The sequence below is a fragment of the Streptomyces sp. NPDC023541 genome, from assembly GCF_055559995.1.
In genome coordinates, this window is the sequence record NZ_JBVHJO010000006.1 from 188,127 (window position 1) to 211,296 (window position 23,170).

General features: G+C 72.5%; 21 protein-coding genes. 14 read left to right on the top strand and 7 right to left on the bottom strand.

Annotated features, from left to right (window positions below):
* The first annotated feature begins 331 nt into the window (after positions 1-331).
* Positions 332-1,273: a recombinase family protein gene (locus ACZ3X1_RS17235; RefSeq protein WP_467280141.1), complete on the top strand. Its 942-nt coding sequence runs from the start codon at positions 332-334 to the stop codon at positions 1,271-1,273.
* On the opposite strand, the gene sph is transcribed toward ACZ3X1_RS17235, so the two are convergent.
* On the bottom strand, positions 1,170-2,168 hold the full coding sequence (gene sph / locus ACZ3X1_RS17240; RefSeq protein ID WP_390073879.1) for a sphingomyelin phosphodiesterase: 999 nt from the start codon (positions 2,166-2,168) through the stop codon (positions 1,170-1,172). The genes ACZ3X1_RS17235 and sph overlap by 104 nt on opposite strands.
* Before the next feature lie 130 nt (positions 2,169-2,298).
* On the opposite strand from sph, the gene ACZ3X1_RS17245 reads away from it, so the two are divergent.
* Positions 2,299-3,195 (top strand): oxygenase MpaB family protein, encoded by an 897-nt coding sequence (locus ACZ3X1_RS17245; protein WP_467280142.1) that lies wholly within the window; start codon positions 2,299-2,301, stop codon positions 3,193-3,195.
* Between the two features lie 169 nt (positions 3,196-3,364).
* Here ACZ3X1_RS17245 and ACZ3X1_RS17250 read toward each other — a convergent pair whose 3' ends face one another.
* Positions 3,365-4,882, bottom strand: a complete 1,518-nt coding sequence (locus ACZ3X1_RS17250; RefSeq protein WP_362623280.1) for a M1 family metallopeptidase — start codon at positions 4,880-4,882, stop codon at positions 3,365-3,367.
* Positions 4,883-5,433: 551 nt separating this feature from the next.
* Here ACZ3X1_RS17250 and ACZ3X1_RS17255 point away from each other — a divergent pair.
* The 5 genes from ACZ3X1_RS17255 to ACZ3X1_RS17275 all read left to right on the top strand — a co-directional run bounded on the left by ACZ3X1_RS17255 (position 5,434) and on the right by ACZ3X1_RS17275 (position 11,571).
* On the top strand, positions 5,434-6,297 hold the full coding sequence (locus ACZ3X1_RS17255) for an SCO6745 family protein (protein ID WP_467280143.1): 864 nt from the start codon (positions 5,434-5,436) through the stop codon (positions 6,295-6,297).
* Between the two features lie 84 nt (positions 6,298-6,381).
* Complete coding sequence (locus ACZ3X1_RS17260) at positions 6,382-8,814, top strand: Tex family protein (protein ID WP_467280144.1); 2,433 nt, start codon at positions 6,382-6,384, stop codon at positions 8,812-8,814.
* Between the two features lie 303 nt (positions 8,815-9,117).
* Positions 9,118-9,618, top strand: a complete 501-nt coding sequence (locus ACZ3X1_RS17265; protein ID WP_467280145.1) for a hypothetical protein — start codon at positions 9,118-9,120, stop codon at positions 9,616-9,618.
* Complete coding sequence (locus ACZ3X1_RS17270; RefSeq protein ID WP_467280146.1) at positions 9,608-10,795, top strand: MAB_1171c family putative transporter; 1,188 nt, start codon at positions 9,608-9,610, stop codon at positions 10,793-10,795. The genes ACZ3X1_RS17265 and ACZ3X1_RS17270 overlap by 11 nt, the downstream gene beginning before the upstream one ends.
* Positions 10,792-11,571 (top strand): SDR family NAD(P)-dependent oxidoreductase, encoded by a 780-nt coding sequence (locus ACZ3X1_RS17275; RefSeq protein ID WP_467280147.1) that lies wholly within the window; start codon positions 10,792-10,794, stop codon positions 11,569-11,571. The genes ACZ3X1_RS17270 and ACZ3X1_RS17275 overlap by 4 nt, the downstream gene beginning before the upstream one ends.
* Positions 11,572-11,653: 82 nt before the next feature.
* Here ACZ3X1_RS17275 and ACZ3X1_RS17280 read toward each other — a convergent pair whose 3' ends face one another.
* Positions 11,654-13,291: an ABC-F family ATP-binding cassette domain-containing protein gene (locus ACZ3X1_RS17280; RefSeq protein WP_467280148.1), complete on the bottom strand. Its 1,638-nt coding sequence runs from the start codon at positions 13,289-13,291 to the stop codon at positions 11,654-11,656.
* Positions 13,292-13,445: 154 nt separating this feature from the next.
* Here ACZ3X1_RS17280 and ACZ3X1_RS17285 point away from each other — a divergent pair, with 154 nt between their 5' ends.
* The gene (locus tag ACZ3X1_RS17285; RefSeq protein WP_467280149.1) at positions 13,446-14,075 is read left to right on the top strand and encodes a DJ-1/PfpI family protein; all 630 of its coding nucleotides are present in this window, start codon (positions 13,446-13,448) and stop codon (positions 14,073-14,075) included.
* Between the two features lie 88 nt (positions 14,076-14,163).
* Here ACZ3X1_RS17285 and ACZ3X1_RS17290 read toward each other — a convergent pair whose 3' ends face one another.
* Positions 14,164-14,904, bottom strand: coding sequence for an enoyl-CoA hydratase/isomerase family protein (locus ACZ3X1_RS17290; protein ID WP_390074653.1), 741 nt, complete (start codon positions 14,902-14,904; stop codon positions 14,164-14,166).
* Positions 14,905-15,001: 97 nt separating this feature from the next.
* On the opposite strand from ACZ3X1_RS17290, the gene ACZ3X1_RS17295 reads away from it, so the two are divergent.
* On the top strand, positions 15,002-15,700 hold the full coding sequence (locus tag ACZ3X1_RS17295; RefSeq protein ID WP_467280150.1) for an HdeD family acid-resistance protein: 699 nt from the start codon (positions 15,002-15,004) through the stop codon (positions 15,698-15,700).
* 94 nt (positions 15,701-15,794) lie between these two features.
* Positions 15,795-16,325, top strand: a complete 531-nt coding sequence (locus ACZ3X1_RS17300) for an ATP-binding protein (protein WP_356811932.1) — start codon at positions 15,795-15,797, stop codon at positions 16,323-16,325.
* Positions 16,326-16,376: 51 nt separating this feature from the next.
* Here the strand turns inward: ACZ3X1_RS17300 and idi are convergent, their stop codons facing one another.
* The 3 genes from idi to ACZ3X1_RS17315 all read right to left on the bottom strand — a co-directional run bounded on the left by idi (position 16,377) and on the right by ACZ3X1_RS17315 (position 19,003).
* Positions 16,377-16,976: an isopentenyl-diphosphate Delta-isomerase gene (gene idi, locus ACZ3X1_RS17305; RefSeq protein WP_030649398.1), complete on the bottom strand. Its 600-nt coding sequence runs from the start codon at positions 16,974-16,976 to the stop codon at positions 16,377-16,379.
* Positions 16,977-17,124: 148 nt separating this feature from the next.
* Positions 17,125-18,435 carry a GNAT family N-acetyltransferase gene (locus ACZ3X1_RS17310; protein ID WP_467280151.1) on the bottom strand — a complete coding sequence of 437 codons (1,311 nt, stop codon included), beginning with the start codon at positions 18,433-18,435 and terminating at the stop codon, positions 17,125-17,127.
* A gap of 430 nt (positions 18,436-18,865) precedes the next feature.
* Positions 18,866-19,003 (bottom strand): hypothetical protein, encoded by a 138-nt coding sequence (locus tag ACZ3X1_RS17315; protein ID WP_356811934.1) that lies wholly within the window; start codon positions 19,001-19,003, stop codon positions 18,866-18,868.
* On the opposite strand from ACZ3X1_RS17315, the gene ACZ3X1_RS17320 reads away from it, so the two are divergent.
* The 4 genes from ACZ3X1_RS17320 to ACZ3X1_RS17335 are packed head-to-tail and all read left to right on the top strand — an operon-like array spanning position 18,980 to position 23,169.
* On the top strand, positions 18,980-20,614 hold the full coding sequence (locus tag ACZ3X1_RS17320; RefSeq protein WP_467280152.1) for a DUF5941 domain-containing protein: 1,635 nt from the start codon (positions 18,980-18,982) through the stop codon (positions 20,612-20,614). The two genes, ACZ3X1_RS17315 and ACZ3X1_RS17320, sit on opposite strands and share 24 nt — an antisense overlap.
* Positions 20,611-21,363, top strand: coding sequence for a phosphocholine cytidylyltransferase family protein (locus ACZ3X1_RS17325; RefSeq protein WP_356811936.1), 753 nt, complete (start codon positions 20,611-20,613; stop codon positions 21,361-21,363). Before ACZ3X1_RS17320 ends, ACZ3X1_RS17325 begins: the two co-directional genes overlap by 4 nt.
* A complete protein-coding gene (locus ACZ3X1_RS17330; protein WP_030649386.1) occupies positions 21,351-22,412 on the top strand; it encodes an iron-containing alcohol dehydrogenase family protein in 1,062 nt (353 codons plus the stop codon). The genes ACZ3X1_RS17325 and ACZ3X1_RS17330 overlap by 13 nt, the downstream gene beginning before the upstream one ends.
* Entirely contained in the window at positions 22,390-23,169 is a 780-nt protein-coding gene (locus tag ACZ3X1_RS17335; protein WP_362623259.1) for a CDP-alcohol phosphatidyltransferase family protein, read from the top strand. Before ACZ3X1_RS17330 ends, ACZ3X1_RS17335 begins: the two co-directional genes overlap by 23 nt.
* The last annotated feature ends 1 nt before the right edge of the window (position 23,170 follow it).

Consider the following 23,170-nt stretch of genomic DNA (forward strand, 5'->3'; position numbering starts at 1 on the left):
GCCCCCCCCCCCCCCCCATGCGCCGTGGGGGCGGGCGGTGCGCAGTGGGTGGAGGTCGGTCCAGTGGCCAGCGATGAGGTCGAGCTGGGCGAGGGTGGTGGCGGTGCTGGTGGTCATCGTGTGCTCCGTGGGCTGGGCGGGGTACGGTGTGGCCACCTGGGGGCGCATCCGGTCTGTGCCGGACGGTGGATGCGCCCCTCGCGCATGCTCAGGCGGGGCGGTTGTGGTACTCGTCGCAGTTCCGGCAGCCGGGCGGGCCGTCGAGGCGGCAGACGTCGGGGCACGGCCAGCGGACGAGGCAGCCTGAACACCGGCCGTCGGCGGTCTCCAAGTGCGCGGCTCGTACGCGGGCGATGGCGGCCTCGGCCTGCTCGGCGCGCTGCTCGGCCTGCTGCCGGGCCTGGTGCGGGGTGAGCTTGCCGACGCGCTGGAGGATGAAGGCGAATCGCTCGGGCGCCTCAGCGACCTTAATGACCATCTCGATGAGCGCTACGAAGTCCACCCCGACCTGGCCGAGCTGTCTGTCGAGGGCCTCACGGGCTACATCGCCGGGCGCACCGGGTACGGCAAGATCGCCACCCGGTGGAACGAGTTTGGGGTCCTGAATACCCGCGGCCGCCCGTGGCAGGACCAGACCGTCCGCTCGTACTACGACAGCGGCTTCGGCGCCGGCCTGCTCGTCACCCACCGCCGGGACGTCCAATGCGGCGACCCCGGCCGCTGCCAAAAGCCCCCGCACTACTCCCAACTGCCCGCAGAGCACGAGGCGATCTGGACGGGGGAGGAGTGGGACGGCTACCGCGAGCGTCGCGAGGCCCGCCGTGCCATGTCACCCCGTAGCCACAATCCCGCTTACCCGCTGACCGGGCTCATCCGCTGCGGCGAGTGCGGCGGCTACCCGCTCAACGACAACGCACACGGCCAGTCCTGCTACGCCTACCACTGCGGCGCCAAGGCCCTGCACGCGGTCGTGCACGACACGGTGTGGATCCGGCGCGCAGTCGTCGAGGCGCGTGTGTACGACTGGCTCATCGAGGTCCGGGAGGAGATCGACGCGATCGCGGCCGGCACGGTGGTCGTGCCCGCCCCCCGCACGGCGCCGGATGTGGGCGGGCAGCGGGCCGCTCTGGAGGCGCAGCTCTCCAAGGTGTCGGTAGCGCCTCGGTCACCTACGAGGCCACATACCCCACAACAGGATAATGGTCGGAGAGGTTGGTGTAGGTGTAGGAGGTGCCCCAGCTGGAGACCGTCCAGGGCGCCGACTCCTCCTTGACCACGTTGTTCTCCCAGCCCGCCGGACGGGCGTTGCCCTTGCGGTAGAGGACGTAGTCCAGGTCCTCGCGCGGGTCCGTCGGGTAGCGGTAGTTCGCTATGGAGTTCATCGCGGTGTCGAAGGAGTACGGGTGGCCCGTGCGCGAATCGGCGTCGGCCAGGTCGGCGTCGGCGAGCAGGCTCGCGTACTCGGGGGTGCGCGAATCGACGTTGAGGTCGCCCGCCAGGATGACCTGCTCGTTCGCCGGGATGTTCTTGGCGTCCAGGAAGGCGTCGACGGCCCGGAACTGACGGGCCCGCATCTGCGCCGCCTCACCCGCGCCGCAGCCCGGGTCGGTGGACTGCGCGTGGGTGCCGACCACGTGCACCTTGGCGCCGTTCACGTTCAGCACGACGTAGGCGAAGCCCTTGTTGGACCACCAGTCGGCGCCGCAGGCGTCCTTGTAGACGAACTGCTCCTTGCGGACGATCGGCCACTTGCTGAGGATCGTCACGCCGCCGTCCTCCGGGGTGGTGGAGGAGTAGGCGCCGCCCGTGGCGTCCCAGCCGTTCTTGCTGCGGCCGACGACCGGGGTCTGGTACGGGTACTGCGCGGCGGAATTCGCCTTCAGCGCGTCCGAGGAGCTGTTGTCGAAGGCCTCCTGGAGCACGACCACGTCGTGGCCCTTGTAGAAGGACGTCCTGGGGATCTCCGCGGCCCGGTGGTCCTGGCCCCAGTTCGGGTAAAGGCTCTTGCTCATCAGGAACACGTTGTACGACAGGACGCTGAGCCGCGGGGCGGCGGCGTTCTCCGCGGCCGTGGCGGCGGGCGCGGCGGTGGTGGCCAGTGCGCCTGCGGCGACCGCGGCGACGGCCGTGGCGGCGGCGCGGCGCGAGCGGGTCGTGGGAAGCAGCATGAAGGTCTCCGTCATTCCTGCGGGGGAAGATCGACGCCGTCATACAAGCAGCAGCAGTTACCTCTGGGTAACACCCGTGCAGCGACTTTCTGTCCGTAAGACGGCCGTCCGGTGCTCGCATACTTGTCATATGACGAAGACGGACCCGGCAGACCCCGCCGGACCTGCGGCCACGCGCCGCACCGACCCCGCGCCGCCCCCGCCGGGCGGCGTGCTGTGGACCATCGCCGGCGACGTCCGCGCGCTGCTGATGCTGCCCGCCGCCTTCACCCTGCAGGTCGCGCACCCGGCCATCGCGGCAGGCGTCGACCAGTACTCCGTCTTCCGCACCGACCCCTGGGGCCGCGGCGAGCGCTCCCTGCGCTCGGTCCAGCTGTGGGTGTACGGCGGTGAGGCCGCCGCCGAGGAGGGCCGCAGGGTACGCCGCCTGCACAAGGACATCCAGGGCACCGACACCCGCGGCCGCCGCTACCACTCCCTCGACCCCGCCTGCTACGCGTGGGTGCACGCCACCGGCTTCCCGGTCTACCTGTACGCCGGGCGCTACCTGCTGCGCCGCTTCACCCCCGCCCAGGAGCAGCGGCTCTACCGGGAATGGCTCCAGGTCGGCCGGATCCTCGGCCTGCGCGACCGTGACATGCCGCAGACCATCGAGGAGTACTGGACCTACTGGGCGCGGATGCTGGCCGAGGAGATCGAGCCGACCGCGGTCGCCCGCGAGCTGGTCGCCACCGACGTGCCGCTGCCCCGGCCGGAGGGCGGCCCGCTCCTCGTACGGCTGCTGCTCCGGCTGACATGGCCCGCCGTGCGGGCGGCCTTCCTGCGCCTGCGGGCCTTCGTCACCGCCGGGTACATGCCGCCGGAGGCGCGCGCCGCGATCGGGCTGGAGTGGAGCCCGGCGCAGGAACGCCGGCTGCGGCGCTTCAGCACGGCCGTCCGCCTGATCGTCCCTCTGCTTCCGGAGCGGCTGCGCTACCTGCCGATCGCCTACCGGGCGCGCGCGGAGTGGCACGCGGGACGCCGCTGACGGCCCCCGGGTACGGCACGCGGCCCCCGCGGGCTGCGGGGGCCGCGTACCGGGAGCCGCGTACCGGGAGCCGCGTACCGGGAGCCGCGTACCGGGAGCCGCGTACCGGGAGCCGCGTACCGGGAGCCGCGTACCGGGAGCCGGCGGCGCTGCCCACCGGTCGCTCCCGTCAGTGGTTGTGGATCGTGTTCGTCTCCGCGATCTTCTTCCAGGACTTCGGCTCCGCGTCGGGCTTCGCCGGGGCGGACCGCTGGGCCGAGCGGGCCTCGGCCGTGGCCGCCGCCGGGTTCAGTGCCGACGCGTCGGGCTTGCCCGGGGTGTAGAGCCAGGTCTCGAACAGCTGGGCCAGCGGCTTGCGGGAGACCTTCTCCGCGTACCGGACGAAGTCCCCGACCTTGGCGTTGCCGTAGGCCCGCTCGGTCGGCCAGCCCTTGAGGATCTGGAAGAACTTCTCGTCGCCGATCTCGTTGCGCAGCGCCTGCAGGGCGATCGCGCCGCGGTCGTAGACGGCCCCGTGGAACTGGTTCTCCGGACCGGGGTCACCCGGCTTGACCTGCCAGAAGGCGTCCTGCGCCGGGCGCAGGGAGTAGGCCCAGTCGGCGAGCTCCTGAGCGGTGCCCTCACCCTCCTTCTCCGACCACAGCCACTGGCTGTAGCGGGCGAAGCCCTCGTTGATCCAGATGTCCTTCCAGCCCTCCACCGAGACGCTGTCGCCGTACCACTGGTGGGCCAGCTCGTGCACGACCACCGAGACGTTCGCGCCGTTCTGGAACTGCCGCGGACCGTAGAACGGCCGTGTCTGGGTCTCCAGGGCGAAGCCGGCGTTCACGTTCGGCACGTAGCCGCCCAGCGCGTTGAAGGGGTACGGCCCGAAGACCCCCTCCAGCCACTCGGTGACCTCGCCCGTCCGCTCCACGCTCGCGCGCGCGGCCCCCGCGTTGTCGCCGAGGTCCTTGCTGTACGCGTTGACGATCGGCAGGCCGCTCGCCGTCCTGTCGGTGGTGATGTCGAACTTGCCGACGGCAAGCGTGGCCAGGTAGGTGGCCTGCGGCTTGTTGGAGCGCCAGTTGTACCGGGTCCAGCCGAGCCGCGAGGTCTGCGACTGGAGGACGCCGTTGCTGATGGCCTGGGTGCCGTCGGGCACGTTGACCGAGACGTCGAAGGTGGCCTTGTCCAGCGGGTGGTCGTTGCTCGGGAACCACCACACCGCCGAGTCGGGTTCCTGCGCCGCCACACCGCCGTCGGGGGTGCGGTGCCACGCCGTCCAGCCGTCGACCTTCAGCTCGGACGGCTTGCCCGCGTACGTGACGACCACGGTCAGCGGGGTGTTGCGGGCCAGCGGCTTCGCCGGGGTCACCTCCAGCTCGTGGGCGCCGGACGTGGCGAACTTCGCCTTGGCGCCGTTCACCCGGATCTCCCTGACCTGCAGGCCGAAGTCGAGGTTGAAGCGCGACAGGTCCTGCTTGGCCGTGGCGATCAGGGTCGCGGTGCCTTCGAGCAGGTCCGTCGTCGGCTGGTACTTCAGGCGCAGGTCGTAGTGCGACACGTCGTATCCGCCGTTGCCGCTGGCCGGGTAGTAGGGATCGCCGATACCCGGGGCGCCCGGACCGGAGCTCGCCGCCGACGCCGGGATCACCAGCAGGAGGGAAGCGGCGAGCACGCTCGGGACGATGACTTTGCGGTGCACGAATGACTCCAAGTGGTAGGGGAGACAGCTCGGTTCAAGGTCGTCGCTCGACCGTATTCACCCCTGGACCCTCAGGTCATGTCCATGACCCCCGCTGTCACACGATCGCCATTCGGCCGTCACGTGTCCGCGGGCGGAACGCCGCTGAGCCGCCCGCGCGGGTGCTGCCCGCACCCGGCCGCACCCGCCCCGGCCTGCGGTCCGACCGCCCGGCCACCCGGACCCGACGCCGCCGCCGACCGCCCCGTCCGCACCCGGCGGATCGTCCGGATCGGCACGACGCCTGCCCGCCGTGCACCCGTCCCCGAAGGCGTCCGGTCGCCTTCACGCCCCCTCGGCAGTGTGGGGCAGCGCCCGGTGGGGAACGGAGGCTCGTGAGTGTCGACCGGAGGGGGCGCCATGGAGATCGCGGCGTTGGCGGTGTCGTTGGCACTCGGAATTTCGGGCGCGGTGTCGTGGCGACAGCGGCTGCCCAGTTGCTGACAGACCACTGCCCGACGAGGCTCCCGGCAGGCTGTCAGGGATACCGAACAGTCGGTATCGTGCCGCGCATGACCCTTCACCCGCTCGCCGCGCGACGCTGCTGGCATGCTGCCGTCAACCCGCTGCACGCCACCGTGTACTTCTCGCCGGAGATCGCCGAGGAGTTCGCCGCCCTCGGGACAACCGACCCCGTCGCGGTCAACCTGGCGCACCGCTCAGCCGCGATGGGGGCCGTCGGGGCCGGCGCGGTCACCGCCGCCTTCTACAACTACCGCCACGACCTCGTCGCCCGGCACCTGCCCGCCGTCTGGAACACCGTCACCCCGGACCAGGCCCTCGCCGCCCGGCTGCGCGCCGCGGACGCCGCCCTGACCCGCCTGCTCGGCGCCGACACCGTGAAGTCCCCCGAGGTGGCCGAGGCCGCCGACCTGGCGATGCGCGCCACCGAAGGCTGCACCCGGCACGGCCGCACGCTGTACGCGGCCCACGCCGACCTGCCCGTACCCGAAGAGCCGCACCTGCGGCTGTGGCACGCCGCCACCCTGCTGCGCGAGCACCGCGGCGACGGCCACCTCGCCGCCCTCCTCCTCGCGGGCCTGGACCCGGTCGAGGCACTGGTCAGCCACACCGCCACGGGCAAGGGCATGACCCCGAAGTGGCTCAAGGGCATGCGCGGCTGGACGCAGGACGACCTCGACGCCGCGGCCGGCCGCCTGCGCGAGCGCGGCGTGCTCGACGCCGCCGGCGAGCTGACCGAGGACGGCGCGGCCCTGCGCGAGCAGCTGGAGAGCGACACCGACCGCCTCGACGCGGCACCCTACGAGCACCTGGGCGCGGACGGACTGGCCCGCCTCACCGAGCTCGGCGGCGCCCTCGTCGTCAAGGCCGTGACCGCAGGAGCCTTCCCGAGGGACCTCATGGGCAGGGCCTGACGGGCAGGGCTCCCGCGGTCCGTCACGACCACCTGCCACAATTGGCAGCCTTCCAGTGCAAACGAAGGCAGGCGGGACCCGATCGTGACGATGTCCATCGAAGGCAGGATCGCCGAGGAGCTCGGCGTACGGGAGCGGCAGGTCAAGGCCGCCGTCGAGCTGCTCGACGGCGGCTCCACCGTGCCGTTCATCGCGCGCTACCGCAAGGAAGCGACCGAGATGCTCGACGACGCCCAGCTGCGCACCCTCGAGGAGCGGCTGAGGTATCTGCGCGAGCTGGAGGACCGGCGCGCGGCGATCCTGGACTCCGTACGGGAGCAGGGCAAGCTCGACGCCGAGCTGGAGGCCCGGATCAACGCGGCCGACACCAAGGCGCGCCTGGAGGACATCTACCTGCCCTTCAAGCCCAAGCGCCGGACCAAGGCGCAGATCGCCCGCGAGGCCGGCCTGGAACCCCTCGCGGACGGCCTGCTGGCCGACCCGTCGGTGGAACCGGCCGCCGCGGCGGCCGCGTTCGTCGACGCCGACAAGGGCGTCGCCGACCCGGCTGCCGCCCTGGAGGGCGCCCGCGCCATCCTCACCGAGCGGTTCGCCGAGGACGCCGACCTCATCGGCGAGCTCCGCGAGCGCATGTGGGGCCGCGGCCGGCTCGCCGCGAAGGTCCGCGAGGGCAAGGAGGAGGCCGGCGCCAAGTTCGCCGACTACTTCGACTTCGCCGAGCCGTTCACCGCGCTGCCCTCGCACCGCGTCCTCGCCATGCTGCGCGGCGAGAAGGAGGAGGTCCTCGACCTCAACCTGGAGCCGGAGGCCCCCGAGGACGCCGGCACCCCCGGCCCCTCCACCTACGAGGGCATGATCGCGCGCCGCTTCGGCGTCGCCGACCGCGGCCGCCCCGGTGACAAGTGGCTCGCCGACACGGTCCGCTGGTGCTGGCGCACCAAAATCCAGGTGCACCTCGGCATCGACCTGCGGATGCGGCTGCGCCAGGCCGCCGAGGACGAGGCCGTGCGCGTCTTCGCGTCGAACCTGCGCGACCTGCTGCTCGCGGCGCCCGCCGGCACCCGGGCCACCCTCGGCCTCGACCCGGGCTTCCGTACCGGTGTGAAGGTCGCCGTCGTGGACGCCACCGGCAAGGTCGTGGCCACCGACGTGATCTACCCGCACGTGCCCGCCAACAAGTGGGACGAGTCGATCGCCAAGCTGGCCCGCCTCGCGAAGGAGCACGCGGTCGAGCTGGTCGCCATCGGCAACGGCACCGCGTCCCGGGAGACCGACAAGCTGGCCGGGGACCTGATCTCCCGCCACCCCGACCTCGGGCTCACCAAGGTGATGGTCTCGGAGGCGGGCGCCTCCGTGTACTCCGCCTCCGCCTTCGCCTCGCAGGAACTGCCCGGCATGGACGTGTCGCTGCGCGGCGCCGTCTCCATCGCCCGCCGCCTCCAGGACCCGCTGGCCGAACTGGTCAAGATCGACCCGAAGTCCATCGGCGTCGGCCAGTACCAGCACGACCTGTCCGAGGTGAAGCTGTCCCGCTCCCTCGACGCGGTGGTCGAGGACTGTGTGAACGGCGTCGGCGTCGACGTCAACACCGCCTCCGCGCCCCTGCTCTCGCGGGTCTCCGGCATCAGCGGGACCCTCGCCGAGAACATCGTCGCCCACCGCGACGCCAACGGCCCCTTCAGCAACCGCAAGGGCCTCAAGGACGTGGCCCGCCTCGGCCCCAAGGCGTACGAGCAGTGCGCGGGCTTCCTGCGGATCCGCGGCGGGGACGACCCGCTGGACGCCTCCGCCGTGCACCCCGAGGCCTATCCGGTGGTCCGGGCGATGGGGAAGACGGCGGGCGGCGAGGTGGCCGCGCTCATCGGCAACACCGGCGTCCTGCGCTCCCTGCGGCCCGAGCAGTTCGTCACCGAGGCCTTCGGTCTGCCCACGGTGACCGACATCCTGCGCGAGCTGGAGAAGCCCGGCCGCGACCCGCGCCCCGCCTTCAAGACGGCGACCTTCAAGGAGGGTGTCGAGAAGATCGGCGACCTGGCCCCGGGGATGATCCTGGAGGGCGTCGTCACCAACGTGGCCGCCTTCGGCGCCTTCATCGACATCGGCGTCCACCAGGACGGTCTGGCGCACGTCTCGGCGCTGTCGAAGACCTTCGTCAAGGACCCCCGGGACGTGGTCAAGCCCGGCGACATCGTCCGCGTCAAGGTCATGGACGTCGACATCCCGCGCAAACGGATCTCGCTGACCCTGCGGCTGGAGGACGAGGCCGGGGCGGAACGCGGTGCCGGCGCCCCGCGCCAGCGCGACGAGCGGCGCGGCGGCGGCCGTCCCCCGCAGCAGCGCGGCGGTGCGGCCGGCCAGGGCGGCGGCCGCAACCAGGGCGAACGCGGCCAGTCCCAGGGCGGCGGCCAGGGCCGGCAGCGGCAGGGCGGCGGCGCACCCGCCCCCGCGAACAGCGCGATGGCCGACGCCCTGCGCCGGGCCGGCCTCACCGCTCCCGAGGAGCGCCGCAAGCGGTGACCCGGGCGTCGCGGGGGTGCGGGAGGACTTCCGCACCCCCAGGGGCGGCCCCCGGCCACCCGGCGCGTGAGGATCTTCGTTCGTGATGGCCGAATAGGTTCCCCACCTGGGGACTTTCCTTGCCAACTCGCGTACAAGATCTGTAGGCATGGTGGAACGCCCGTTCGTCACCGGCGGACGGGCTTCCGTGTTTCCTCCCTCAGGACTGCATTCCCCGAGGCCGCCTTGAAGGCACAGGACGTCATGCCCATGCCCACACACGCCTACCGACGCTGCCCCGGAAAGGGTCCGAAGAGGGATCACATGTCCCACCGGCAACTCAGCCTTCGCAAAAGGTGCGAGAACATTCTCGGCCATCTGGATCTGACCCACCCGTTCTCCCTCGACGTCCTGTGCGCACGGATGGCCGAGCAGCGCGGCCGCCCCATCCGGCTCCACCCGCTCCCCAAGGAGGCGGCTGAATCCGGGGTCTGCGGCCTGTGGGTGGGCACGGCCAGCGTCGACTACGTCTTCTACGAGGCGCAGACCACCCCGCTGCACCGCGAGCACATCGTCCTCCACGAGCTCGGCCACATCCTCTTCGGACACAACTCGCTGGAGGGCGAGGACACCGACGACGGCGCCCCCGTCGTGCTCGGACGCACCAACTACACCACCCGCCAGGAACAGGAGGCGGAGATGCTCGCCAGCATGATCCGCATCCGCACCGCGAACGCCGGCCCGCGCACCCCCGCCCGGGAACGGGGCACCCTGGCCCGCCTGGAGTCCGCCATGGGGTACGAGCGGGGCACCGATGGCGAATGACCTGACCGACTTCGGCAACTGGCTCGCCGTCCCCGGCGTGGTGTGCCTGTGGGCCGCCGTGCTGCTGCGCGCCCCGGGCGCCCTGCGCTCGCCCCAGCAGCGCGGGCTGTGGCTGGCCGTCGCGACCGCCGCCGCCGCGATGACCCTGAACCTGCCCGAGGTCGTCGCCTACGCCATGGACCGGGGCGCGGCCTACGCCCACGCCATCGGCCTCGTCCGCAACCTCATCGGGGTGCTGTCGGCGGGCGCCGTGCTCTACTTCGTCGCCGCCGCCACCCGCGGCCGCCGCCTCCAACTCGCCTCCTGCGCCGCCACCACGGCCTGGCTGGCCGTCCTCGTGGCCCTGGACGCCGCCGCGCCCGGCCACGGCACGCACACCATGCCCCCGGTCGGCGACCCGGTGCCGTCCCTCGCGTACTGGCTCGTGCTGATCTCGGCCCACGTCATCGCCAACACCCTCTGCGTGGCGCTGTGCTGGCGCTACAGCCGGCGCACCCGGAGCCGCGGGCTGGCGGCCGGCCTGCGCCTCTTCGGCCTCGGTACCGCGCTCGCCGGACTGTTCTGGCTGGCCTACCTGGCCAAGGCGCTGTTCGCCAGCACCTGGGCGATGCCCGCCCTCCCGCTGCTGATGAACCTGCACGGCCTGCTGCGCGCGGCCGCGATCCTCGTGCCCACCCTGTTCACCTTCCGCCGCACCTTCGCCGACATCGCCACCGCCTGGCGCCTGTGGCCGCTGTGGCGGGACCTGGTCGAGGCGGTTCCGCACGTCGCCCTCAACAAGCCGAGGAGCTCCCGGGTGGCGGAACTGCTGTGGCCGCCGGTCCAGCGCGACCTGCTGGTCTACCGCAAGGTCATCGAGACGCGCGACGCCATCCTGATCCTGGGGGAGTACGCCCGTCCGGGCGCCCTGGAGCAGGCGCGCGGCCACGTCGCCGGCCACGGGATCCCCGAGCAGCGGCGCACCGCGGCCGCGCTGGCCCGCGTACTGAAGGACGCACGGCGGGCCAAGCTCGCCGGACTGCCCGGGCAGGCGGGCGAGGCGGCCGCGCTGGAACTGCCCGCGGCCATCCAGAGTTCGAACGAAGGCGGGGACCTGGCGGACGAGGCCCGGTTCCTCGTCGACGTCGCCGAGGCCTACACCTCGCCGGCCACCACCGAGGAAGTGAACGCGTCGTGACCACCGTACTGATCACCGGAGCCAGCGCCGGACTGGGCGCGGCCTTCGCCCGAGGATTCGCCGCCAAGGGCTGCGACCTGGTCCTCGTCGCCCGCGACAAGGACCGGCTCGGCGCCGTCGCCGACGCACTGGCCCGCGAGTACGGCACCGCCTCCGAGGTGCTGCCCGCCGACCTGCTGGACCCGGCGGACCTGACAGCGGTCGCCGAACGGCTCGCCGACCGCGCCCGGCCCGTGGACATCCTGGTCAACAACGCGGGTTTCGGGCTCCCCGCGCCCTTCCCGTACAGCCCGGCCGAGGACGAGGAGCGGATGCTCGACCTGCTCGTCAAGGTCCCGCTGCGGCTCACCCACGCCGCGCTGCCCGGCCTGCGCGCGCGCCGCCGCGGGGCCGTCGTCAACGTCTCCTCGGTGGCCGGACTGCTGCCCACGGGCACCTACGGGGCCGCCAAAGCCTGGATCACCGCGTTCAGCGAGTCCCTCCGGGTGGACATGGAGCCCTACAACGTCAGGGTCCTGGCCGTCGTCCCCGGTTTCACCCGCACCGAGTTCCAGGAACGCGCCGGGATGGACGTCAGCGCGCTGCGCGACGCGGTCTGGCTGGAGCCGGAGGCCGTGGTCGAGCAGGCGCTCAAGGACCTGGCCCTGCGCCGCCCGGTCAGCATCACCGGCCGCCGCTACCAGGCCTACGCCCTCGCCGTCCGCCACCTCCCGCGCACCTTCGTCGCCCGGAAGATGGCCCGCAAGCGCCGCCCCCCGACCGACGCGGAGGCGTGACGGGCCGGACGCGTCACGGGCCCGGACGTGTGACGGGCCCGTACGGGTCACCGGCCCGGACGCGCGACGGGCCCGGCCGCCGCTACAGCTCGGTGACCTTGCCGGCCGAGACCTCCAGGCGGCGGGTCACGTGGACCGCGTCGAGCATCCGGCGGTCGTGCGTGACCAGCAGCAGGGTGCCCTCGTAAGTCTCCAGGGCGGACTCCAGCTGCTCGATCGCCGCCAGGTCGAGGTGGTTGGTCGGCTCGTCCAGGACCAGCAGGTTCACCCCGCGGCCCTGCAGCAGGGCCAGGGCCGCGCGGGTGCGCTCGCCGGGGGAGAGGGTCGCCGCCGGGCGCAGGACGTGAGTTGCCTTCAGCCCGAACTTGGCCAGCAGTGTGCGCACTTCGGCGGGCTCGGTGTCGGGGACCGCCGCGCAGAACGCCTCCAGCAGGGGCTCGCCGCCGAGGAACAGGCCGCGTGCCTGGTCGACCTCGCCGACCAGGACGCCCGAACCGAGGGCGGCGGAGCCGGAGTCCGGGGCCAGCCGGCCCAGGAGCACGGCGAGGAGGGTGGACTTGCCGGCGCCGTTGGCCCCGGTGATCGCCACCCGGTCCGCCCAGTCGATCTGCAGGCTGGCCGGACCGAAGGCGAAGTCCCCGCGCTTGACGGCCGCCTCGCGCAGAGTGGCCACCACGGAGCCCGAGCGCGGGGCGGCCGCGATCTCCATGCGCAGCTCCCACTCCTTGCGGGGCTCCTCGACGACCTCCAGCCGCTCGATGGCACGCTGCGTCTGGCGGGCCTTGGCGGCCTGCTTCTCGCTGGACTCGCCGCGCAGCGCCTTGCCGATCTTGTCGTTGTCGGTGGTCTTGCGGCGGGCATTGCGCACGCCCTTGTCCATCCAGTTGCGCTGCATCTGGGCCCGCCCCTCGAGCGAGGCCCTCTTGTCCGCGTACTCCTCGAACTCCTCGCGCGCGTGGCTGCGGGCCCGCGCGCGTTCTTCGAGGTAGGAGTCGTAGCCGCCGCCGTAGAGGTTGATCTGCTGCTGCGCCAGGTCGAGTTCGAGCACCTTGGTGACGGTCCGCGCCAGGAACTCGCGGTCGTGGCTGATCACGACGGTGCCGGCGCGCAACCCCTTGACGAACCGCTCCAGCCGTTCCAGACCGTCCAGGTCCAGGTCGTTGGTCGGCTCGTCGAGCAGGAAGACGTCGTAGCGGGAGAGCAGGAGCGAGGCCAGGCCCGCACGGGCCGCCTGGCCGCCGGAGAGCGCCGTCATCGGCAGGTCCAGGCCGACCGCGAGACCCAGCTCGTCGGCCACCTCCTGGGCGCGCTCGTCCAGGTCTGCGCCGCCCAGGTCCAGCCACCGGTCGAGCGCGGTCGCGTACGCGTCGTCCGCGCCGGGCGTGCCGTCCACCAGGCCCTGCGTCGCCGCGTCGAGTTCCGCCTGAGCGGTGGCCACGCCCGTACGCCGGGCCAGGAAGTCCCGGACCGACTCCTCGGGCCGGCGCTCCGGCTCCTGCGGGAGGTGGCCGACGGCGGCGGTGGGCGGCGAGAGCCGCAGCTCCCCGGTCTCGGGGGCGTCCAGCCCGGCGAGCAGGCGCAGCAGGGTCGACTTCCCGGCGCCGTTCACGCCGACGAGACCGATGACGTCACCGGGCGCGACGACGAGGTCGAGATCGGCGAACAGTGTGCGCTCGCCGTGCGCGGCGGTGAGCTTCTTGGCGACGAGGGTTGCAGTCATGATGAGGCCGATCCTATCGGCGCGCCGACCCGGCCCCGGTTGACGGCAGGTCCGCGGTCACGAGGTGAGGTGGTCCGAACACGATACGTTGCCACGGGCCGGTGCGGGGGGTGCAGGGACCGGGCCGCAGCCGTTCGACCGCTCCGGAGGAGCCATGCAGATCGCCGTACTGCTCTACGACCGCTTCACCGCCCTCGACGCCATCGGCCCCTTCGACACCCTCGGCCGGCTGACCGGCGCCGAGGTCGTCTTCGTCTCCGAGCGGCCCGGGCCCGTGCGCACCGACAACGGGGCGCTCGCGCTCGTCGCCGACAAGGGGCTCGACGAGGTCACCCGCCCCGACGTCGTCCTCGTGCCCGGCGGGCCGCACCCCGAAGTGGAGATGGCCGATCGCGTGGTCATGGACTGGCTGCGCACGGTCGACGCCAGCAGCACCTGGACCACCTCGGTGTGCACCGGATCCCTGCTGCTGGCCTCCGCCGGGCTCCTGGAGGGACGGCGGGCCACCAGCCACTGGCTGTACCTGGACCAGCTGGCGAAGTTCGGTGCCGAGCCCACCGGCGAGCGCGTGGTGTTCGACGGGAAGTACGTGACCGCCGCCGGGGTGTCCTCCGGAATCGACATGGGACTCACCCTGCTCGGCCGCATCGCCGGAGACGACTTCGCCCGGGCCGTCCAGCTGATGACCGAGTACGACCCCCAGCCGCCCTACGACGCCGGCTCGCCCGACAAGGCCCCGGCCGCCCTCGTCGCGCGGCTGCGCGGCCACGGGATGCCGGGCTAGCGAGTGTCCGCAGAGGAGCGTCGGCCGCCCGCGGCCCGCCGCGCGGGCGGGACTCTGCGGACACGGCCTCAGAGCGTGTCCTCCGTCGTCACGGCGTCCACGTGAAGTGCGGAGCCCGGCGGTCCAGGAACGCGGCGACCCCCTCGGCGGTGTCGTCGCTCCCGGCCGCCTGCGCCTCCCAGTGGCCGTCCCGGTCGGTGCGGCCGTCCGCGAACTCCTTGGCCGCCGCCTGGGTCAGCTGCGAGCGGGAGGCCAGGATCCGGGTGAACTCGGCCACGCGCTTGTCCAGCTGACCGGCCGGCAGCAGCTCGTTCAGGAACCCGGCGCGCAGCGCCTGCTCCGCCCCGATCAGCTCCGCGGAGAAGAGGAGGTACTTGGCCCAGGCCGGACCCACCAGGGAGGCGAGCCGGCGCGTGGAGGACGCCGGGTAGACGATGCCCAGCTTCGCCGGGGTCACCCCGAAGGAGGCCCCCTCCTCGGCGAAGCGCAGGTCGCACGCGGCCGCCAGCTGGCTGCCGCCGCCCACGCAGAACCCGCGGATCGCCGCCAGCGTCGGCTTAGGGAAGGCCGCCAGGGCCTCCTCCGCCGCGACGGCCAGGGCCCGCGGGTCGTCGTCCCCGTTGAGGGAGGAGATGTCGGCGCCCGCGCAGAACGTCGGCCCGGCCCCGGTCAGGACGAGCACCCGTACGGCCGGGTCGCCCGCCAGGACGTCCAGCAGCCCGGGGAGCGCCCGCCACATCGCGGCGGTCATGGCGTTGCGCTTGGCGGGGTGCGAGACGACGACGGTGGCGACCCCGTCGGAGACCGTGTGCAGGAGGGTTGCGTCCATGGCTGCGTCCATGCGCCGGATGCTATCCCGGGCGGTGAATCCTATGATCAGAGAGTCCGCCGGGGGTGCATCGGGGGTGCGAGGAGGTGGCACGCCCATGGGCGCAGACCGTGCGCGGCGCACCGCGGCCGGGACCGGGCAACCGCAGCGGGAGAAGGCGAAGGCCAGCCGCAGCTTCGGGCTGATGGCCGTGCTCGGGGTGCTCCTCGTGCTGGCCGGTGCGGTCGGTCTCGTCCACACGGGCCTGGCCACGCTGACCTCGATGCTCCTCTTCGGCTGGCTGCTGCTCATCGGCGGCGTGGTCGGCCTGGTGCAGGCGGTGCAGTCGCGGGGCAGCAGCCACTTCTGGCTCGCCGTCATCGTCGCCGCACTCAACATCGCGGCGGGCTTCGTGATCCTGCGCCGCCCAGAGGCGAGCGCCGAGGCGCTGACCATGTTCGCGGCCCTGCTCTTCCTCACCGGGGGACTGGTCCGGCTGGTCGGCGCACTGGTGGTACGCGGGGCCGACTTCGGGCTCGCGCTCGTCCAGGGAGCCTTCGGCGTGCTGCTCGGCTTCCTGATCCTCTCCAACTGGCCCGGCAACAGTCTGTACGTGATCGGAACCTTCTTCTCGCTCGCCCTGCTGTTCGACGGCCTGAGCCTCATCGCCATGGGCATGGGGGCGCGGCGCATTCTGGGGTTGGTCAGGGAAGACGAGGCGGGGACGGCGGCGGGGCCGGAGACCGGCGCCGAGCAGGGGGCGGGCGATGCGGCCGAGAAGCGTCCGGCAGAAGATCAGGAACAGACCAACAACTGACGCTGTCATAAGCCAGTGGTCAGAAAGTGTCCGATTGCCGCTGACTTCTGGTCAGCAGTACGGCCCCGACCCGCGGCTTCCCCACTCTTGTCGCGTGGAGACGATCGAGCGTGAAGACGGGGGCCGGAAGATGGACGCCAGCGGGAGCGGCCCGCAAGCCGAGGAGGGGGCGCCGGGGGCTCCGGCCGACCCCCTCGCCTACGAGGGCGTGTGGAGGTTCACCGCTCCCGCAGTAGAAGAATCCGTTCCGCAGGCCCGCCGGGCCGTCCGGGACCTGCTCGGGCGCCAGGGGGTGCCGGCCGATCAGGACCTCGTGTACTCCCTGCTCCTGATCGTCTCCGAACTCGTGACGAACTCGGTCCGGCACGCGGCTTTGCTCTCGCCCGAGGTCGCGGTCGAAGTCGCGATCGGCCGCGAGTGGATCCGGGTGGCAGTCGAGGACAACCACCCCTACCGCCCCAAGGCGCTGGAGGCCGACTTCGGCCAGACCGGCGGCCGCGGCCTGCTGCTCGTCCGGGAGATCACCCTGGAGGCCGGCGGGGCCTGCGACGTCGAGCACACCTCGACCGGCGGCAAGGTCATCTGGGCGGCCCTCCCGCTCGCCACCCCGCCGACCGTCCGCTGAGCGTCGGACGGCCGACGGCGAGCGGCGGGGGAGACGGGGACGGCGTACGGGCTACCAGCCCGCCGCGTCGCCGGTCAGCTCGCGGATCGCGGGCCGCGCCGCGTCCAGCACGGTCATGAACCAGGCCGAGAACGGCACTTCGGCGTGCCGCTTCGCCAGCTCCTCGGCGGTGACGAAGGCGGTGTCCTCGACCTCTTCCGGATCCGGCCGCACGGCAGCCTGCGCAAGTCCCACGAACAGGTGATTGAACTCCTGCTCCACGAGCCCCGACGCGGGGTCCGGGTGGTTGTAGCGCACCGTTCCCGCCTGCGCGAGCAGCGACGGCGACAGCCCCAGCTCTTCGTGGGTCCGTCGGGCCGCAGCCGCGAACGGGGACTCCCCGGGGTACGGGTGGCCGCAACAGGTGTTCGACCAGACGCCCGGCGAGTGGTACTTCCCGAGGGCCCGCTGCTGGAGCAGCAGACGGCCCTGCTCGTCGAACAGGAACACGGAGAACGCCCGGTGCAGCTGCCCGGGCGCCTGATGGGCGGAGAGCTTCTCCGCCGTGCCGATGGTGTTGCCGGACTCGTCGACCAGTTCGAGCATGATCGGTTCTTGAGTACCGGTGCCGTTGGACGCGCTGTTCGCGGCGGTGGCTGGTGTGGTCGGCATACCCATCCTTCGCTTCGGACTTCGGCCTTCAGTCTGCCGTACAAAAGAGGCTTGTCCCCACTTCGGAGATCCGTGCATGTCCGCCCCCCGTCGCGTGCTAGGACCTCGGCGACGGGGGGCGGATCGCGTCACGCACCGCTCACGCGCGTCAGACTCCGAACGGGGCCGGATACGTGATCGTGCCCGCCGGGACCGGGACGGAACCGTCCAGCACCAGCGCCATCAAGGCCCCGTCCGGAACCTCGAAGGGCGCCCGGATCCCGAACCGCGACGCGGCCGTGAAACCGAAGCGCGGGTAGTAGGACGGGTGCCCCAGGACCAGCACCAGCGACTCGCCCCGCTCCCGGGCCGCCGCCAGCAGGGCCCGGACGACCGCACTGCCCGCCCCCGAGCGCTGGTGCGCCGGATCGACGGCCACCGGGGCCAGCGCCAGCGCCGGGGCGCCGCCGACCTCGCACCGGGTGAGCAGGGCGTGCGCCGCGACCGACCCGTCGGGGGCCTCGGCCACGTACGACAGCCCCGGCAGCCAGGAGCCGTCCGCGCGCAGGGCGTCCACGAGATCCGCTTCCAGAGGGGTCTGGAAGGCCGCCAGATTGACCGCCCGTACGGCGGCCGTGTCCGCCGCGGTCTCCGGCCGGGTCGGCCAGACGTCGCCGTCACCGGCCTCCACCGGGCGCAGGACGTAGCCCGTGTACCCGTACTCGTGGCCGTGACGGGCCCGTACGCCCAGCTCCTCGCGGGTGGCGGCCAGTGCCCGCGCCATCGCGGGGGAGGGCTCGCCACCGAGGTCGCGGACCCGCTCGGCGAGCGGGCCGTAGTACTCGTCCCAGTCGGAGCCGGGCAGCGGGTGCACTCCGAGTACCCGGTAGCCGGCGGCCCGGGCGGCCGCGAGGTTGCCGGCGGTCGAGCGCAGCGGGTACTGGGCGTCCCAGAAGGCGCGTGCTCCGGCGGACGGCTGCGCGGCCGTCCACTCGCACTCGGTCAGCACGAGCGTGCCGCCCGGGGCGAGCAGCCGCTTCCACCGCGCGAGCGCGGTGTCGAAGCCCAGGATGTATGCGGAGCCCTCCGCCCAGACGAGGTCGTAGGAGCCGTCCTCGACCTCCTCGGCGGGGAGCGCGTTCATGTCCGCCTCGACGGTGCGGACCCGGTCGGCGAGCCCGCGGGCGGCGGCGGCCGTGCGGAGCTCGTCGAGGAAGGGGGCGTGCAGGTCGACGGCGGTCACCTCGGCGCCGCCGCCGGCGGACCCGCCCGCCTCGGCTGCGAGCAGCAGCGCGCTGCGGCCCGGACCGCAGCCCAGGTCGAGGACGCGGGGCCGCTCGGGCAGGGGTCCGCACAGGGACAGCAGGCGGCGGGTGCTCGCGTCGGAGCCCGGAGCCTGCCGGGGCAGTGCGTGATGAAGGGTGAAGAACGCCTCGACGGCGTCGTCGATGGTGCCGGTGAAATCGGTGTCGTCGGTCAACGTGAACCCTTGAAAAGGGGCTCCGGCCGATCTGGGGCTCCCCTCGGCGCACGCTGGGGGAGCGGTGGATCAGGCCCGGCCGGTCGCCCGGGGGGAAGTGGGGATGCACCGGAGTTCGCAGCGCTCGGCCGCGACCACTGCGACGGTCATCAACCCACCTCTTTCCACCCGACACCTTCAGGGGCGTGTCCACCGTAACATCCACGCCGTTTGTGGTACCGCGTCGTGATCACCGATGATGATCGCGACCCGGCCCGGAGCCCGGATATTCGGCTTGTCGGGGCGTGAACGGGTGATGAACCCCTGCTTCCATTCATCCGATAGCCTCTGCCGACGTGCCGCCGCCCCACGGGCGCGCCCGTTCGGAATCCGTTACAAGGAGTGAGTTCGTCTGCCGACCGTCATCCTCACCGGCCTGCCGGTCCCCGGATCACCGCTCGCGGACGAGCTCCGCTCCCTCGGCTTCGAGGTCCGCCCGGCCGCCGGCCCCCAGGACGCCGCCGCCGCACTGGCCGGCGTACCCGCCGATCAGCGGGTGGCCGTCGTGGACACCGCCTTCGTCGGGCACGTCCACGCGCTGCGGCTCGCGCTGACCGACCCGCGTTTCGACGCCTGCGCCGTCACCGGCGCGCTCTGCGTGCAGGCGGGTGCCCGCGAGGCCCTCGACAAGGCCGTCGCCACCGAGGGCGCCGACGGCTCCCGCCCCTACGCCGACCGGCTCGCCGCCGCCGTCGAAGCCACCGGTACCGCCGTCCAGCGGCCCGAGCTCGGCAGCCTGGTCGCCGCCGTCCCCGCCGACGCGGACGAGCGCGCCGCGGCCTCGGCCGCCGTCGCCGCCGTGGACGAGGAGGCCGTACGCCTGCGCTCCGCCGTGAAGTCCCGCGACGGGTTCTTCACCACCTTCTGCATCAGCCCGTACTCGCGCTACATCGCCCGCTGGTGCGCGCGCCGCGGCCTGACCCCCAACCAGGTCACCACCGCCTCGCTGATCACCGCGCTGATCGCGGCCGGCTGCGCCGCCACGGGCGAGCGCTGGGGCTACGTCGCGGCCGGTGTGCTGCTCATCGTCTCCTTCGTCCTGGACTGCACCGACGGGCAGCTCGCCCGCTACTCCCTGCAGTACTCGACGATGGGCGCCTGGCTCGACGCCACCTTCGACCGGGCGAAGGAGTACTCCTTCTACGCGGGCCTCGCGCTCGGCGCGGCCCGGAACGGCGACGACGTCTGGGGTCTCGCCCTCGGCGCGATGATCCTGATGACCTGCCGGCACGTCGTGGACTTCTCCTTCAACGAGGCCAATCACGACGCCACCGCCAACACCAGCCCCACGGCCGCCCTCTCGGACCGGCTCGACAGCGTGGGCTGGACGGTCTGGGTCCGGCGGATGATCATCCTGCCGATCGGCGAGCGCTGGGCGATGATCGCGCTCCTGACCGCCTGCACCACCCCCCGGATCGTCTTCTACGCCCTGATCGTCGGCTGCGCCTTCGGTGCGCTCTACACCACCGCAGGCCGGGTGCTCCGCTCCCTGACCCGCAAGGCCCGGCGCACCGACCGCGCCGCCCAGGCGCTCGCCGACCTCGCCGACTCCGGTCCCCTCGCCGAGCTGCAGGCCCGCCTGCTGCGCGGCCGTGCCGGATCCTTCGGCTCCGTGTACGTCGCAGCCCTCGGCACCGTGCTGATGGCCGGGGCCGCCCTCTACCTCCCCTTCGGCGACCCGCGGCTGATCGCCGTGGCCGTGATCTACGCCATGACCGCCGGTCTCGCCGTCGCCGCCCCGCTGGGGGGTGCGCTCGACTGGCTGATCCCGCCGCTGTTCCGCGCGGCCGAATACGTGACGGTCCTCGCGCTCGCCGCCAAGGCGGGCGTGCCCGGGGCCCTTCCCGCGGCATTCGGCCTGATCGCGGCGGTCGCCTACCATCACTACGACACGGTGTACCGCATTCGCGGCGGCACCGGCGCGCCCCCGCACTGGCTGGTGCGGACGATCGGCGGCCACGAGGGCCGGGTCCTGCTGGCCACGGTCCTCGCCGCCGTCCTCGTGGACCGCGCATCGGACTTCCCCGTCGCGCTCACGGTCGTGGCCGTGTTCGTGGCACTCGTGGTGCTCGTGGAGAGCATCCGCTTCTGGGTCTCCTCCGGGGCACCCGCCGTACATGACGAAGGAGAACCAGCATGATCGGCCTTGTACTCGCTGCCGGTGCGGGACGCCGCCTGCGTCCCTACACCGACACCCTGCCCAAGGCCCTCGTGCCCGTCGGCCCCGAGGGCGACGAGGAGAGCCTGACGGTCCTCGACCTGACCCTCGGCAACTTCGCCGCGGTCGGTCTCACCGAGGTCGCGATCGTCGTCGGCTACCGCAAGGAGGCCGTCTACGCGCGCCAGGCCGCGCTGGAGGCCAAGTACGGCCTGAAGATCACGCTGATCGACAACGACAAGGCCGAGGAGTGGAACAACGCCTACTCCCTGTGGTGCGCGCGTGAGGTCCTGCGGCGCGGTGTGATCCTCGCCAACGGCGACACCGTCCACCCGGTCTCCGTCGAGGAGACCCTCCTCGCCGCCCGCGGCAACGGCCAGAAGATCATCCTGGCCCTCGACACGGTCAAGAGCCTGGCCGACGAGGAGATGAAGGTCGTCACCGCCGACGGCAAGGGCGTTCAGAAGATCACCAAGCTGATGGACCCCGCCGACGCCACCGGCGAGTACATCGGTGTCACGCTGATCGAGGCCGAGGCCGCCGAGGCCCTCGCCGAGGCCCTGAAGACCACCTTCGAGCGCGACCCGGACCTGTACTACGAGGACGGCTACCAGCAGCTCGTCAACGACGGCTTCACCGTCGACGTGGCCCCCATCGGCGACGTCAAGTGGGTCGAGATCGACAACCACGACGACCTCGCCAAGGGCCGGACCATCGCATGCCAGTACTGACGAGGCTCATCCCCTCGCCCGTCGTCGTCGACATCAGTCGCGGGGCGATGGACGACCTGGCCGGTCTCCTGGCCGACCAGCGGATCTCCGCCTCCGGCAAGCTGGCCATCGCGATCAGCGGGGGCTCCGGCGTGGCGCTGCGCGCCAAGCTGGAGCCCGTGCTGCCGCACGCCGACTGGTACGCGGTCGTCGACGGCACCATCGACTCCGCGGTCAAGCTGGCCGACGACATAAAGGGCCGCCGCTACGACGCCGTCGTGGGCCTGGGCGGCGGCAAGATCATCGACGTGGCCAAGTACGCCGCGGCGCGGGTCGGGCTGCCCATGGTGGCCGTCGCCACCAACCTCTCGCACGACGGCATCTGCTCGCCGGTGTCCATCCTGGACAACGACAACGGCCGCGGCTCCTACGGCGTCCCCACCCCGATCGCCATGGTGATCGACCTCGACGTGATCAAGGAAGCCCCGGTGCGGTTCATCCGCGCCGGCATCGGCGACGCGATCTCCAACATCTCGGCGATCGCCGACTGGGAGCTCTCGCACCGGACCACCGGCGAGCCCGTGGACGGCCTGGCCGCCGCCATGGCCCGTACCGCGGGCGAGTCCGTGCTGCGCCACCCCGGCGGCTGCGGCGACGACGAGTTCCTCACCGTGCTCTCCGAGGCGCTGGTGCTCTCCGGCATCGCCATGTCGATCAGCGGGGACTCCCGCCCCTCGTCCGGCGCCTGCCACGAGATCAGCCACGCCTTCGACCTGCTCTACCCGGGGCGCTCCGCGCTCCACGGCGAGCAGGTCGGCATCGGGGCGGCCTTCGCGATGCACCTGCGCGGAGCCGCGGACGCGGCCGGCCACTTCGTCGAGGTGCTGCGCCGGCACGGCCTGCCGGTGGCGCCCGAGGAGATCGGCTTCAGCATCGACGAGTTCGTCGCGGCCGTCGAGTACGCCCCCCAGACCCGCCCGGGACGCTTCACCATCCTGGAGCACCTCAACCTGTCCGCCGCCGAGATCAGGGACGCTTACGCCGACTATGCCAAGACCATCCGTAGCTGAACTCCGGCCCGTCGTTCACCCCGCGGGCGTGAAGGACCGGGTCAGCGGCGAGCACTGGGGCGGGCGCCTCTACATGCGCGAGATCTCCCTGCGCATCACCCGTTTCCTGGTCACCACCAAGGTCACGCCCAACCAGCTGACCTACCTGATGACCCTCGCCGGCGTCCTCGCCCTGCCCGCCCTGCTGGTGCCGGGCATCTGGGGCGCCGTCCTCGGCGTGGTCGCGGTCCAGATGTACCTGCTGCTCGACTGCGTCGACGGCGAGGTCGCCCGCTGGAAGAAGCAGTACTCGCTCTCCGGGGTCTACCTGGACCGGGTCGGCGCCTACCTGTGCGACGCGGCGGTCCTGGTCGGCTTCGGCCTGCGCGCCGCCGACCTGTGGGGCACCGGCGGTGCCGACTGGCTGTGGGCCTTCCTGGGCACCCTCGCGGGGCTCGGCGCCATCCTGATCAAGGCGGAGACCGACCTGGTCGGCGTCGCCCGCCACCAGGCCGGCAAGCCCGTGGTCAAGGACGCCGCGGCCGAGCCGCGCGCCAAGGGCATGGCCCTTGCGCGCCGGGCCGCCGCCGCGCTCAAGTTCCACCGCCTGATCCTCGGCATCGAGGCCTCGCTGCTGATCCTGGGGCTGGCCGTCCTGGACCAGATGCGCGGCGACCTGTACTGGTCCCGGGTCGGCGTCGCAGTCCTCGCGGGCATCGCGATGCTCCAGACCGTGCTGCACCTGGTGTCGATCCTCGCGTCCAGCAGGCTCAAGTGAG

What these genes read in the sequence shown, in the direction of transcription:
- sph (WP_390073879.1), bottom strand. Translation starts at nt 2,168, where the DNA reads ATGCTGCTTCCCACGACCCGCTCGCGCCGCGCCGCCGCCACGGCCGTC.
- ACZ3X1_RS17245 (WP_467280142.1), top strand. Translation starts at nt 2,299, where the DNA reads ATGACGAAGACGGACCCGGCAGACCCCGCCGGACCTGCGGCCACGCGC.
- ACZ3X1_RS17255 (WP_467280143.1), top strand. Translation starts at nt 5,434, where the DNA reads ATGACCCTTCACCCGCTCGCCGCGCGACGCTGCTGGCATGCTGCCGTC.
- ACZ3X1_RS17265 (WP_467280145.1), top strand. Translation starts at nt 9,118, where the DNA reads ATGTCCCACCGGCAACTCAGCCTTCGCAAAAGGTGCGAGAACATTCTC.
- ACZ3X1_RS17270 (WP_467280146.1), top strand. Translation starts at nt 9,608, where the DNA reads ATGGCGAATGACCTGACCGACTTCGGCAACTGGCTCGCCGTCCCCGGC.
- ACZ3X1_RS17280 (WP_467280148.1), bottom strand. Translation starts at nt 13,291, where the DNA reads ATGACTGCAACCCTCGTCGCCAAGAAGCTCACCGCCGCGCACGGCGAG.
- ACZ3X1_RS17285 (WP_467280149.1), top strand. Translation starts at nt 13,446, where the DNA reads ATGCAGATCGCCGTACTGCTCTACGACCGCTTCACCGCCCTCGACGCC.
- ACZ3X1_RS17290 (WP_390074653.1), bottom strand. Translation starts at nt 14,904, where the DNA reads ATGGACGCAACCCTCCTGCACACGGTCTCCGACGGGGTCGCCACCGTC.
- ACZ3X1_RS17295 (WP_467280150.1), top strand. Translation starts at nt 15,002, where the DNA reads ATGGGCGCAGACCGTGCGCGGCGCACCGCGGCCGGGACCGGGCAACCG.
- idi (WP_030649398.1), bottom strand. Translation starts at nt 16,976, where the DNA reads ATGCCGACCACACCAGCCACCGCCGCGAACAGCGCGTCCAACGGCACC.
- ACZ3X1_RS17325 (WP_356811936.1), top strand. Translation starts at nt 20,611, where the DNA reads ATGATCGGCCTTGTACTCGCTGCCGGTGCGGGACGCCGCCTGCGTCCC.
- ACZ3X1_RS17330 (WP_030649386.1), top strand. Translation starts at nt 21,351, where the DNA reads ATGCCAGTACTGACGAGGCTCATCCCCTCGCCCGTCGTCGTCGACATC.
- ACZ3X1_RS17335 (WP_362623259.1), top strand. Translation starts at nt 22,390, where the DNA reads ATGCCAAGACCATCCGTAGCTGAACTCCGGCCCGTCGTTCACCCCGCG.